16 protein-coding genes are annotated in these 13,003 nt (G+C 42.3%); 9 read left to right on the top strand and 7 right to left on the bottom strand.

The features are described from left to right. Window positions 1–8 precede the first annotated feature (8 nt). Window positions 9–779: an alpha/beta fold hydrolase gene (locus MHB50_RS11620; protein ID WP_077112378.1), complete on the bottom strand. Its 771-nt coding sequence runs from the start codon at window positions 777–779 to the stop codon at window positions 9–11. Between the two features lie 166 nt (window positions 780–945). On the opposite strand from MHB50_RS11620, the gene MHB50_RS11625 reads away from it, so the two are divergent. Further along, entirely contained in the window at window positions 946–1,098 is a 153-nt protein-coding gene (locus MHB50_RS11625) for a competence protein (protein WP_077112376.1), read from the top strand. A gap of 36 nt (window positions 1,099–1,134) precedes the next feature. Here the strand turns inward: MHB50_RS11625 and MHB50_RS11630 are convergent, their stop codons facing one another. Further along, the gene (locus MHB50_RS11630) at window positions 1,135–1,989 is read right to left on the bottom strand and encodes a YitT family protein (RefSeq protein WP_077112374.1); all 855 of its coding nucleotides are present in this window, start codon (window positions 1,987–1,989) and stop codon (window positions 1,135–1,137) included. Window positions 1,990–2,090: 101 nt separating this feature from the next. On the opposite strand from MHB50_RS11630, the gene MHB50_RS11635 reads away from it, so the two are divergent. Continuing rightward, on the top strand, window positions 2,091–2,963 hold the full coding sequence (locus MHB50_RS11635) for a DegV family protein (RefSeq protein ID WP_205180297.1): 873 nt from the start codon (window positions 2,091–2,093) through the stop codon (window positions 2,961–2,963). A gap of 1 nt (window position 2,964) precedes the next feature. Next, on the top strand, window positions 2,965–3,456 hold the full coding sequence (locus tag MHB50_RS11640; protein WP_077112370.1) for a YajQ family cyclic di-GMP-binding protein: 492 nt from the start codon (window positions 2,965–2,967) through the stop codon (window positions 3,454–3,456). 210 nt (window positions 3,457–3,666) lie between these two features. Here MHB50_RS11640 and MHB50_RS11645 read toward each other — a convergent pair whose 3' ends face one another. The 5 genes from MHB50_RS11645 to MHB50_RS11665 all read right to left on the bottom strand — a co-directional run bounded on the left by MHB50_RS11645 (window position 3,667) and on the right by MHB50_RS11665 (window position 10,655). Further along, window positions 3,667–5,181: an alpha-amylase family glycosyl hydrolase gene (locus MHB50_RS11645; protein ID WP_205180299.1), complete on the bottom strand. Its 1,515-nt coding sequence runs from the start codon at window positions 5,179–5,181 to the stop codon at window positions 3,667–3,669. A gap of 136 nt (window positions 5,182–5,317) precedes the next feature. Continuing rightward, entirely contained in the window at window positions 5,318–7,960 is a 2,643-nt protein-coding gene (locus tag MHB50_RS11650; protein ID WP_340083821.1) for an EAL domain-containing protein, read from the bottom strand. A 155-nt stretch (window positions 7,961–8,115) separates the two neighbouring features. Continuing rightward, window positions 8,116–8,487 carry a YisL family protein gene (locus tag MHB50_RS11655; protein WP_077112364.1) on the bottom strand — a complete coding sequence of 124 codons (372 nt, stop codon included), beginning with the start codon at window positions 8,485–8,487 and terminating at the stop codon, window positions 8,116–8,118. Window positions 8,488–8,578: 91 nt separating this feature from the next. Then, window positions 8,579–9,475: a fumarylacetoacetate hydrolase family protein gene (locus MHB50_RS11660; RefSeq protein WP_077112362.1), complete on the bottom strand. Its 897-nt coding sequence runs from the start codon at window positions 9,473–9,475 to the stop codon at window positions 8,579–8,581. Beyond that, window positions 9,456–10,655, bottom strand: a complete 1,200-nt coding sequence (locus tag MHB50_RS11665; RefSeq protein ID WP_077112360.1) for a DUF418 domain-containing protein — start codon at window positions 10,653–10,655, stop codon at window positions 9,456–9,458. The genes MHB50_RS11660 and MHB50_RS11665 overlap by 20 nt, the downstream gene beginning before the upstream one ends. A gap of 234 nt (window positions 10,656–10,889) precedes the next feature. Between MHB50_RS11665 and MHB50_RS11670 the strand changes: the two genes are divergently transcribed. From MHB50_RS11670 to MHB50_RS11695, 6 genes are all read left to right on the top strand, one after another. After that, complete coding sequence (locus MHB50_RS11670; RefSeq protein ID WP_340083822.1) at window positions 10,890–11,111, top strand: spore germination protein; 222 nt, start codon at window positions 10,890–10,892, stop codon at window positions 11,109–11,111. A gap of 130 nt (window positions 11,112–11,241) precedes the next feature. Then, entirely contained in the window at window positions 11,242–11,442 is a 201-nt protein-coding gene (locus tag MHB50_RS11675) for a spore germination protein GerPB (protein ID WP_077112356.1), read from the top strand. Window positions 11,443–11,478: 36 nt separating this feature from the next. Next, window positions 11,479–12,096, top strand: coding sequence for a spore germination protein GerPC (gene gerPC, locus MHB50_RS11680; RefSeq protein WP_340083823.1), 618 nt, complete (start codon window positions 11,479–11,481; stop codon window positions 12,094–12,096). After that, on the top strand, window positions 12,086–12,280 hold the full coding sequence (locus tag MHB50_RS11685; protein WP_077112352.1) for a spore gernimation protein GerPD: 195 nt from the start codon (window positions 12,086–12,088) through the stop codon (window positions 12,278–12,280). Before gerPC ends, MHB50_RS11685 begins: the two co-directional genes overlap by 11 nt. Then, the gene (locus MHB50_RS11690) at window positions 12,277–12,654 is read left to right on the top strand and encodes a spore germination protein GerPE (protein WP_340083824.1); all 378 of its coding nucleotides are present in this window, start codon (window positions 12,277–12,279) and stop codon (window positions 12,652–12,654) included. Before MHB50_RS11685 ends, MHB50_RS11690 begins: the two co-directional genes overlap by 4 nt. 21 nt (window positions 12,655–12,675) lie before the next feature. After that, window positions 12,676–12,894: a spore germination protein gene (locus MHB50_RS11695; protein WP_077112348.1), complete on the top strand. Its 219-nt coding sequence runs from the start codon at window positions 12,676–12,678 to the stop codon at window positions 12,892–12,894. The last annotated feature ends 109 nt before the right edge of the window (window positions 12,895–13,003 follow it).

A 13,003-nucleotide genomic window follows, 5' to 3' on the forward strand; every position in this document is an offset into this window, starting at 1 on the left:
GAAAAGCCTTATGATTGTAAATATGTTGTGAACCATTCCACCGTTTTTAAAAATGCTTCCCGGGTGACTTTATGACCGGCCCGCTCATCCGCTAAAAACTGTAACCGTTCGGGATATTTCTTATATTTATCCCGGACTGTCAAATAAAAATCATATGTAGGGCCAAACGGCACAACAACATCTTGTTTCCCGTGCCAAATGAACAGCGGCCTGTCATTCAGCGTTTCGGGCTGCACGCTGACATCATACTTTTTTACCGTTTGATACATTTCTTCCAATTCATTATCGGTGTGGGGGAGGTTAATTCCTTCTCGTTTCAATGCCTCAATCTGTCCCCTGACAAATGTTTCAAATGTCGGGCTTCCCATTAACGATGCCCCGGCTTTAATCCAGTCGTACTGAGTGAGTGCCCCAAAGGTGATCATGCCGCCCATCGATGTACCGATAACCCCGATGTGATCACTGATCAGCGCTTTTGTCGCCAGGGCATTTTTCATCTGATCCAATTCTGCTATCGTATGGATCACAATATCCAAAAACTCATACATCATTTCTTTTTCCGGCCGGCCATCTGTCCGCTCACCGTGCAGTCTGGCATCTGGAAGGATAACCCGAAAGCCTTTTTCGGCCAATAAATAAGCAAAGTGCAAATTATGTTCCTTTGCTGATGTGAAGCCATGAACGAAAAAAATAAGCGGTAGTTTTTTGTTCATATTGTCGGACTTTACGGCATGCAATGCTGGAATTCCCGCTAAAATTTCCCGATGAATCTCAATCAAGCGACCACTCCTTCGGTTATCCCGTTGTTGATTTCAGTCTAACATGAGCGAATGTTATTTTCCAAAACATACAAATGGATTGCCTGCGTTTTTTGCAACGATTCGCAAACAATAAAGCTTGAACACGCTTTGTGTTCACATCCTGTTCGAATGGTGGTGCGGTTTAGTGGCTAAAAACAGCAAATCAAAACGCTTTACCCAGCAGGGGAAAGTGTCGGTGGAAAAACATGCCGAAAGATTTCCTTACCGGGCAACCTTGGATGAAGCAGAAAAAGAAAAAATTGAGTATATGAAAAAGTCGTCTCTAGGCGGTATTTGAATCATACGGGAGCTAGCGCTCCCTTTTTTCACATAACTAATCTCTCCGGAAAAAACCCAAGACGCCCGCGGTTTCCACAATATTGGTAAAAGCATTAGGATCGACTTCCTTGATGATTTTTTTGAGTTCATATAGTTCGTAACGGGTGATGACCGATATCATCAAGTCTCTGTGTTCATTTGAAAAAGCGCCTTTCGCCGGCACAATCGTAATCCCGCGCACCAGCCTTGAATAAATCGCTTTCTGTAAAGCAGGCGCTTTCTTGGTGACAATCATGGCAGTCAGCTTTTGATGACGGGTATGAATGGCATCAATAACCCTTGTGGAAACATACACCGAAAGCAGCGTGTACAATGCTTTATCCCATCCGTATAATGCGCCGGCTGTCAAAATGATGATGGCGTTTAAGATAAAAAAATACGTTCCAACCGATTTGTCGCTCATCCGCGACAACACCATGGAAATGATATCGAGCCCCCCTGTTGAAGCGCCGACCTTTAATGTGATTCCGATTCCGATTGCCGCAATGACACCGCCAAAAACGGCATATAGCATCACATCTTCGGCTCTTTCCTGAACGGGAATGAACTCCAAAAATACGGTTGTCAACACCACTGAAAGAAAACTGTATAAAGTGAATGAACGGCCGACTTTTAACCAGCCCAGGATGGCGACGGGTATATTGAAAAGCAGCAAGAGGATGCCAGTCGATACCTGGATTGATGCAAAGTCGGCCAAAATTCTGGACAATAGTTGGGAAGCCCCGGCAAAACCGCTTGCATACACATTTGCCGGAATCAGAAAAAAGTTTAATGCCAATGCTCCTAAGAGAGCCCCGAATGTAATGATGCTTATTTTTTTTATCATTTCCCACACCGAAACAGTTTTCATGTTTTCACCCTTAAAAACAATTGTTGAGCTTTCTTATGAAAGCATATACACTAAAAACAGCGGAATGCATATTATTACTATTTCACGAAGGGTGTTATTTTATGTCTACGAAACTATTTGCGGACAGTTCATGCGACCTGCCGCTTGCTTTTTTTAAAGAACATGGCGTTGAACTTATTTCCTTGCAAGTACATATTGATGACAAGGAATTTAAAGATTTGATCACCATACAGCCGGAAACGGTATACAACGAAATCAGGGCTGGGAAAATGCCAAAAACATCCCAAGCTACCCCGCAATTTATTGAGAATTTGTTTATCGAGCTTGCGGAGTCGGGAGAGAGCGGCATTTACATCGCACTTTCCTCGGAACTTTCCGGCACATATCAAACGGCTGTCATGATGTGCGAACAAGTAAAAGAAAAATATCCGAACCTTGATTTAACAATCATTGATTCCAGATGCGTATCTGTCGGATACGGCATGGCGGTCATGACTGCGGTGGATCTTATAAAAAAAGGAAAGCCAAAAGACGTCATTGTAGAAATTGTGAAGGAACAATGCCAGCATATGGAACACTTGTTTACGGTCGAGGATCTGGACTTCCTGGCCAAAGGCGGACGATTATCCCGCTCTTCCGCGTTTATTGGCGGGCTCTTAAATATCAAACCCCTCCTGCATGTGGAAGATGGAAAGCTCGTCCCTCTTGAAAAAATTCGCGGTAAGAAAAAACTGCTGAAGCGAATGCTTGATGTAATGGAGGAGCGAGGCGTTGATTTGGAAAACCAATTGATTGGCATCAGTCACGGAGATGATGAAGCAACCGCGCTTGAAGTCAAACAAATGATTGAAGAACGGTTTGGGGCAAAAAAGTTTTACATTAACTTGATCGGCTCTGTCGTCGCATCTCATGCCGGGCCAGGAACACTTGCTTTCTTTTTTCTCAATAAAAAACCATCAATGGAGGAGGTATAAAATGGCTAAAGAGCATTCATTTGATATTGTCTCCAAAATCGATATGTCCGAAGTTTCCAATGCGATCAATATCGCGATGAAAGAAATTAAAAATCGTTATGATTTCAAAGGGAGCAAAAGCGACATTCGTTTGGAGAACAATGAGTTGGTACTCATATCGGACGACGAATTTAAATTATCTCAAGTGAAAGACGTACTCCATGGAAAACTGATCAAACGGGAAGTGCCGATTAAAAACATTGACTACGGGAAAACCGAAAATGCGGCAGGCGGCACAGTCCGGCAGCGTGCCAAGCTTATCCAAGGCATTGATCAAGACAATGCCAAAAAAATCAATACCATTATTAAAAACAGCAAATTAAAAGTAAAAAGCCAAATACAAGATGACCAAATCCGTGTAACAGGAAAAAATCGCGATGACCTGCAACAAATCATCAGCGCCATCCGCTCCGCGGATTTGCCAATCGACGTTCAATTTATCAATTATCGCTAGGAAAGCTCTTCCCATTCGGGTTGAACGCGATTCAGGCTGAATTTCGGAGGAGGTCAATATAGACAATGGTAAGCACTCGGTGTCCAATGGCAACGAGTGCTTTTTTCTCAGCACGCGAATCCACATTTCGTTTCATTTATGCTTCTTTCACTTTAACAATAAAAAAACAAGGCTGCCGAACAACCTTTTCGGGAGCCTTGTTTATAATGATCATGGCCGCATATTGTGTTTTTTTCCTCTTTTCCATGCAGCATACATAAACACGATAAAGAAACCAAATACAGCAAATAGCGCGATGATAAACGGTATATTGTAACTGCTTTTGTCAACCAGATCATAGATTTCCGTCATCTCTCTGTCCACAATGATCTTATATTCGCCGTTTTCACTTCGAACCATATCCGTACCATATAATCCGCGCAACTCTTTTCCATCCTGCAAATCAGCCGCTTGAATGACAGCCGTTTGGTCCTCACTCGTATTATTGATGGCCACAACGATTGTATCATCCTGATACTCTCTTTTAAACACGAGCATTCCATCTTTTTCATATAAAAGCTCCATTGTCCCATGGGTGAGTGCCGGATGCTGACTGCGAATCTCCGCCAATCTTCCAATGAATTCAATCAGCTCTTCTTTTGCCCAAAAACTCATCAACGGAACATTATCGGGCGGACCCCCGCCATTTACTGCGATTTCCGAACCGTAGAAAACAATGGGGACTTGTGGCTGAGTATACAAATAAAACAGCGCGAGCTTCCATCGGGAACCGGGGAATTGCTTTTGATCCACCATATCCCGCGTATATCTCACGGTATTTTTGTCATCCAAATAAGCCGGAAATAAGCTTGGTTGATCATAGGCGCTTACATTTTCTTTCCAATTATCCAATAACGCAGAGGAGGAAGCATCTATTTTGGAAAAAGCGTCCCTCATCGGCTTGTTCAACTGGATATCTTTTATCCCATCAAGCCCGGCTGCCTCCAATTCGGCCAGTTCTTTCCGACTTCCTTCATTAACTGCGCCAATCAGATAGGACCCTTTTTTGAAAGACTTCACTTCAGATGTAAATGCTTTTATAAAATCTGACGGAACATTATCCAAATATTGAAGGCTGAATCCATCTACCTGTGTTTCATCCATCCACCATTTGGCCGCCTCGATCAAGTAGGCCCTTACTTCCTCATTTTCCAAATTAATCACTGGAAGCCCCTTATTCCATTCGCTCCCGCCGTTATCGGCACCTGCTTTAATCCAATCTTTCGTCTCGGGGTTTGAATTCCAAGGGTGAGCTTCTGCCACCCGATCAACCGGAAATTCAAGCATGACTTTCATCTTCCGCCTATGGGCTTCTTCAACGAGTTTTTTCAAATCCTCAGTAGAGCCAAAATGTTCTTCTGTTTTGTAAAAATCTGTTACCGCTTCACCATGGAAACCACCTGAATCATTTTGAAAAACAGGCGACAGCAAAATGGTTGTGAATCCCATCTCTTGTAAATAATCAAGCTTTGCGGTAATCCCTTTGAAATCCCCGCCTTCAAAACCGGCTTCATCCGCTTCATGAACCCTATCATTTGCGGGGTCTCCGTTGTTAAATTTGTCGATCATGAGTGAATAGACAATTTCCTCTTCCCATACCCGTTCTTCTTTTTTGTCGGCACTTGCTGGAAAAGCGTAAAAAAGCAAAAACGGAACAAGCAGGAATGCCAATATTTTTTTACCCACTTCCGTTACCTCCCTAAAACTACTCCGCCTTAAGATTATCTCTTTTTATAGCCCTTCGTCAATTTTATAATTATTACAACTATGTGGCGGGGGCTTGATGTCAAATCAAAAGCCCCGGCAGTTGGCACCGGGGCGTTCAAATATTCGAGTTTTTCCGCTTCCTTTCCAGCCAGTGTGTAAAACGCCTTGCTTCCAACGGCTTTTCTATCAAATATCCCTGAACGAAATCACAACCGAGACTCGTTAACATATGCAGTTGTTCAGTCGTTTCGATTCCTTCCGCAACAATTCTCAACCCAAGCCCATGTCCCATTGTCAAAATGGCGTGAACAATGGCAAGATCCGGAGATTGCTTATTGAGATTCTGAATAAAAGAACGATCAATTTTCAACGTATGAATTGGAAAATGTTTTAAATAACTAAGAGATGAGTAACCCGTCCCAAAATCATCTATCGAAATATGAATGCCCATTTCCATCAATTCACGCAACATTTCAACGGTCGTTAATGATCGGTCAATCATTACACTTTCAGTCAATTCCAAATGGAGATACCGGGGGGCAAGTGCTGATTCGTCCAATGCCTGTTTAATATTGTCGATAAATCGGTTGTTTTGCAGCTGATGGGCTGACACATTGACAGATACACTAATATGTTCAAAACCATCTCTTTGCCAATCCTTCACCTGCAAACAGGCGGTTTTTAAAATCCACTTGCCCAGCGTATGAATCATCCCTGTTTCTTCAGCAATTGGAATAAACTTCTTCGGCGACACAATCCCCCATTCGGGATGTTCCCACCTAAGCAGCGCTTCACAAGCGACAATTTCATTGGTCACCGGGTTTATGATTGGCTGATAAGCCAGGAAAAATTCATTGTTTTCGATCCCTTTGCGCAAGCTTCTTTCCAGCTCCACCCGCTCAATCATTTCCTTATTCATTTCATTTAAATAAAAAACAACATTTTTATTTGTTACAGTATCAGTCCGGCTTAGTGCCACGTCCGCATTTTTCATTAAGCTTGCATATTCCTGCCCATCAAAAGGATACACACTTATCCCAATGCTTGAAGCGATATAAAATTCTTGATTTTCAAAAAGTAATGGTTCTTGAATGGTTTGTAAAATACGTTGGCTAATGGACATCACCGTGGTTGAATCCGTTTCCCCTCCAAGCAGAACGGTAAATGTATCAGTCGAAAACCTCCCCAAAAAAGAGCCGCTTGGCAGTAAAGATTGGATTCTGGAGGCCAATTGTATCCGCGCTTTGTCACCGATATGATGTCCAAACGCATCATTAATGGTTTTTATGCGATCCAGCTTGATAAACAAGATCGGAAATGACTGTTTTCCCCTTTCGGCTTTTTTAATCCATTGGTTCAAAATTTGTTCCAACTTTTTTTGGTTCGGCAGCCCTGTTTTCTCATCATAGTACGCCATTTGTTCAAGCTTTTTTTCCATTTGCCGCAGTTCCGTCATATTACGGCCCAAAAACAATATTTCCACACATTCACCATCTACGAAAATAGGGAAGACGTGCAAGTCAAACGTTTTTAATTTCTTTCCCCATAAAAGTTCCAATTCTAATTGAACTGCCTGTCCCGTTTTGGCGATCTCAACATTCTTTTTCAGTCTCTCTCCTTTCTTAGGATTAAGAAATTCCAGCCAGCTTTTCCCTGCCAGGTCTGCTGTCTCTTTGCCAAATAGCTTTGTAAAAGCTGGATTCACCATATGAAAATGACCATGTAAATCTGTTGTAAAAATGATATCCGGGTGGTTCTGTATGATGGAATCACAAAATTCCTTTGAATGAATCAAGCGGTACCGCTCTTCTTGATCATACTGCGAAGCCTCTTCTGGCGATTGCTCCAAGCATTCCCTCATCTTGGCGCCAGCCCGCTTTGAAATATATAAAAATACGTCCTTTTCATGATGCCATCTTGCGGATTTGCCGGGATGCTTCACAATTTTTTGCAAGCACGGGAACTGTCCAGTATTTGCCCTATGAAGCTTTGACAACCCTTGCAATTGACTGACGAAACCAATAACGAAATTGGTATCATCATAAACGGCCGTTCTACCTTTTCTTGTCGTGTAATGTTTGGCTGGCAGCAGCTTTGTAGCAGTCTTTTTTCCCAACTGCATGTTTAGCGGCTTAGTTGGAATTGGGCTGTCTGTTTCTTGTGAAAAATCTTTTGCATCACCTGATACATTCGGCTCCACCACCCTTTTCTTCACAGCGATATGGACTGCCGAGTTTTGCCCGCTGAAAGTGACGGCTGCAATTCCTTCTTCGGCGATCATCGTTTCTGTAAAAATAATGGTGCCGCTTCCAGATATTCCGCCGGCAATGGCGATTTCCGGCAGGTGATGTTCAAACAGGCCCAGGCACTCTTCAAGCATCCCGGTCCATTTATTCGCCATCACCATGGCCGCTTTTGGCCTGTCAAATGTGAGACCTTTTACAAAGTCATTTATGGAATCATTATCGGAAAGTTTAAATAGAGAAGATGTTATGTTTATGTCTTTAAAATGTGTAAAAAATAGCCTGGATTGCTCATTCATACCGTCAAATAAACAGCCAGAAGAATTGCTCCCAATCATCACTGCACGGGGTAAAAGAGTGGAAAATAAACGCCGCAATCGATCAATTTTTTCAATTGGCCAATTAACAAGATTCGCTTGGATTAGAAGGTTGTTGGAAAATTCGTGATAATGTGCTTGTATGAATTCCTTCAATTCATTTTCATTCTTGTAAAGATAGGCATATGTCGTTTTCAACCCGCTAGTCACCACCGTTTTATTTTACGACATTTTTTGACTATATCCTTGTTATTACTATTCTAATAAATTTTGTCCTGCTATGTCACTACTAATTGTTCACCTTTTCAAGAATTAAAAAAAACCGCCGATATGCAGCGGTTTTTTCCCAAGTTCTATGCCAGCCAATTCCATCCAAGCGGTAATTTTATCCCCAGAATAAACGTTACAATAAAGGCAATGATCAAGACACCCCAAAATAATCCTGTCCCTTTTCCTTTTGACATACGTACAAGTATCATTTCCATCATCGCAATCACAATGACGCCGCCAAGAAATTTCATTCCGTATAAAGCCGGGTTGTAGCCTTGGTGTTTCCAAAATAATAATATTCCAGTCATGAGAATGAGCAAGTAAAAAATCCTAAGGATCATTTGGACAATTTTCTTGCCTTTTTCGTTGCCGGCGTTAGATAAAGCCACGGCAACAACAAAAAGAATAAGTGCAATCACCCATGTTGTAATATGGGCATGTGTCGTATCAAACATCAGTCAAACCTCCTCAAACTTGCCTCATTTTTTGGTATCTATCCTCTCACCATCTTAGCATACAAGGGTTCGGCAAAATATTGTCAAGCCTTTAGTTCACAGTATTGTTTAATTTTCCAATTCCTTCAACATAAATCTCGACTTCATCCCCTTTGCTTAATAAACGGGGCGGCTTAAAGCCTTTTCCTACCCCCGACGGCGTTCCTGTCGCAATGATATCACCGGGTTCCAGTGTCATGCCTTGTGAAAGAGTTGCAATGATTTCCTCAATAGGGAAGATAAAATGTTCTGTATTGGAATTCTGGCGGATTTCTCCGTTAACCCTCGTCTGGATATTTAATCCGTTGGGATTTTTGATTTCCGAATGATGGACAATCCACGGTCCCATTGGGCAGGAAGAGTCAAGACTTTTCCCCAGGAAGTATTGCTTATGCCTTACTTGAAGATCCCGAGCCGTAATATCATTCACGATTGTATAGCCAAATACATAATCAAGCGCATCTGCTTCAGCTATATTTCTCCCCTGTTTGCCAATGACTACCGCCAGTTCGCCTTCATAATCCAGTTCATTCGTCAATTCTTCATGGGCTTCGATGCTATCTTTATGGCCAATCACTGTCGTAGGAGCTTTCGTAAACACAATCATATGCTTTGGTATATCTGCTTCGCTCCCCATTTCTATCGCATGATCTCGATAGTTTTTTCCCACACACATGATGTTTTTCCAGGGCTTTGGAATGGGTGGAAGCCACTTGACATCTTCCAAAGGCAATTGATATTCATTTTTTCCATTTTCCACTCCCCATTGAACCAACTCTTCAAGGGTGGCATAAAAGGGGCCGCTCTCTTGAATTCCTGCGAAAATGGAATCAGGGACTTCCTGATTTTTGGCTTTCGCAAGTGCCGGCACATCCCAAACGCGATTGCCGTTTTCGTGAACTACGCCATATGTTGGCGTGCCATTCCACTCAAAGCTCATTAACTTCATTCGTTCCACCTCTTCTTTTCATATTCTTTCCATACGTCAAGCTCCGCCATAGCATTTCTGCCGGACCCCTTTGGAATTTTGCCAGCCATAACCCGGCCAAAACGACCTGAATAACATATATACAAACGGCAAGCCATGTTCCAGTTGTTAACGAAATATCACCATACAACCCTAAGCCATAAGGATAAAAGATAAGCGTTCCGATAAGCGATTGCATTAAATACATCGAAAGAGACATACGCCCTATTGTCGAAAACGGCTTCAACAGCTTGCCGGCCATGCGGGCATTCATGAGCAGAATGAGACCGGCTGCATAGGCAAATCCCAAAATCGGTCCTCCCAATGCGTCCTGAATGTATTGAAAACTGAGTGAAGGTTCCACAATCAGCGGGAGAAGCTTTATGGCTATCCCTATCGGCAACGCAATCAAGAAAATAACAAGCCACATTCGCCAATATTCCTTCGACTTTTCAATCCACTTCAACTTGGCAGCTCCAGCGCCTATCAACATCATTGGTAAAATTAAAAATATGTATAAAGTAAAGCCAGCCGACAGATTGATTGTTTTCCAATCAGATATACGCTGGGCAGTCACTTCCATGTAGCTTCCATTTGTATAAGCTTCCTGCGAAGTTTGCAAAGCGACGATATTCGTATAATCCGCCAATGAAACCCCATTAGACAAATGGAGTATGAGAAAAAGTGCTGTTAAAAACAACTGAGGCAACAAATACAAAGCCATGCCCAAACCAATCAGGAAGGGACCGGGAATTCTTAAAAACAAAAGCAATAAAAACCCTATCAGTGCGTATGTAATCAATATGTCTCCGTGCCATATGAAAAAGGCGTGGATGACGCCGAATGCCAGAAGAACCAGCAGCCGCTTGACACCAATTTTCCAAAAAGTATTTCCATTTGCCAAAGCTTTTCTTCGAATCATGACCATGCCATATCCAAAAAGCAAGGCGAAGATCGGGTAAAAGGTTCCTTGTACAAGTACATCTATCCAAGCATGTGTTGTGAGGTCGTCATATTTCCACCACTCGTACGGATTGTAATACCCGTAAGGAGAATGAAATCCGATCATATTCACAAGAATAATTCCAAAGAGGGAAAATCCGCGCAAAACATCGAGTGTTTGGATTCGTTCCGTTTGGACAACAGGCGGTATGTGATTCATCGCCATAACTCCTTTCTAAATGTTGAATATATAACACCCCCCTTATTGTAAAAAAAGACGGCAATATATTCCCCTGCTTTTGTTTATACCATCTTCGCCCATGTTTGTCTAAAAAACTGTGCTTATGACATAAAAGCTTTACAAAGTAGGCATGGGCAATTGAAGCACAAATTACCCAGTTACTCATAAAATACAATAATGATATATAGAAGCAACGGAAGGATGTGAACGGATTTGCCTGGATTTGTTGGTGCCGTTCAAGTGATTAACGTAAGTACAGGAGGCGTCGTCAACATTGGAGACGTGTTTCAAATCCATCCGATTGCCTATGCCAAAACATTTTCTGGAGCAGGTTCATTTAACACCGGTGAAGGGATCACGGTCAAAAATAATTATTCTTCAACAAACACTTATGATGTCGACGGCCTTGACCAAGGAATATTGTTTAATTTATAAAAAAGCAGGCGACTGTTTTGTAAAGTACAAAATCGGATACTCCGCAAAGAGATGAAAGAAGCACTAGTCGCAAAGAAAGACAGTCACGAGACAGTTTCCCATATTATACCATCAAGAACAGGAGGCCGAAATGATCATTAATGTTCAACAAAACATTCATATTAATACGCTAAAAATTGGCGGGATTACAAACTCATCAGTATTGCAAATCGGAACTTCAGGAATCATTAAGCCCGCATCTTATTTATTTAATACAGGAGGATTCGAAGAGCCGGCCCCTCCTGCCATTCCTGAGCTGGTCGAGGAGCAAGTAAGCTTGATTCCTTTGTAATTTGCCTGATACCAAAATAAAGCGTGGTGGAGGAATATGAACGTCAACTACTATATTCAGCAATTGTACGGCTGTATCAACCAACAGCAAAAGGCCATCGCACAACTGAAAAGCGACATACAAGATTTATCGGCGGAAGTCAAACGATTGGGGGAAAAACCGCCCATGACCGTCGAAAGGCTTGAGTATAAATTCGACCAATTGAAGGTTGAAACGTTGGAAGGAACTTTAAATATCGGCCTTTCACCAAGTAGCCTTGATGCCGTCGATGAGTTATCCATTCCGAACGGAACGTTTCCCCAGACGCAAACTTTTTTCCGGAACAAAGAGATTTATCGCGATACGATCAGCAAGCTGAACCATTATATTGACGAAGAACTAGAACAACATGTTTTGGATTCCCAAACACAGGCAGGAGTTCAACTTGATCCTTCTTTTATTCAAATGATCAAAGAGGATGTCCGAAAACAAATTGAGAGACGAGCGGATCATTATTTGCACTATTTTAGTTCGCAGCCAAATAACGAAGGAACAGAAGAAGAATTATATCATAAAGTATATCAAACGGTCGTTGCCGATATTAACAAGGCGGTACATCGTTTTATCGCGGAAATGCCGAATAACCAGGGAGGGGTGAACCCCCATGGAACTTAATGTCGTAAACAAGGAGTTATCCGTCGGCCAAATTCGAGTCATCGGAGTGAGCGCCGCCTCATTGCTGTTGGTTGGGGACGCTAATACAATTCAATTGGGCTCTGTTTTTGATACGCCCCCTGAATCATTGATCATCGGTCCCTTCGCTCCCCTCACCAGAGAAACTGGAGTATATCCAAAATGATCGGAACAAGGAACTCTGTCGTTCAATATCTTGATATTAAAAATCTCATCTTTGGTTCCATATTGGAAATTGGGGATTCGGTTCATCTGGGGGCGAATGCGAACGCCTTGGCGGTCCAAAGGAGGAGACAGCTTTTTTATGCCGATGAAGGAGATTTGCTCTCTTTCTCCGCTTTTACCAAACCCATTCCCCTTCCGCCAATTTACGAATCATTCCCCATCAGACATAAAATACATGATAGTCCGAACATTCGAGTAGGAAATGTTCATGTCATCGCTGCTTCCAACGCTGCCGTCCTGTATATAGGAAGTACAAACCATATTGCAATGGAAGGAAGAGTTAAGCATATTCGGCAAATCAATCCGAGGATTTAAAAAAGGATAAGGAGATGCACAATGCCTGCTATTCTGGGACCCGTCCAAATTTTTAACGTTTCCGGAGGAATTGTTCAATTTGGCGATACTGCTGTCATTTCACCAAAAAGCAGTTCAAAATCATATGCCGGCTCGGGCTCGGACAGTACCGGAGGATTTATCATAACTAATAATGGTATAAGTTCCAGCAATACGCTTGATACGAACCTCGTTGACCAGCCCACGGTAGGCAATAACTGATTTGCTAGATTCATGAAAAAAAACGGGGCAGGGACAACACCTGTAAAAAGGAATAAACCGCGTGGAATCAAGTTTAAATCCTTGATTTCACGCGGTTTTATTCTCACGA

It is taken from the genome of Siminovitchia sp. FSL H7-0308 (assembly GCF_037980985.1).
Lineage (GTDB): Bacteria > Bacillota > Bacilli > Bacillales > Bacillaceae_C > Siminovitchia > Siminovitchia thermophila.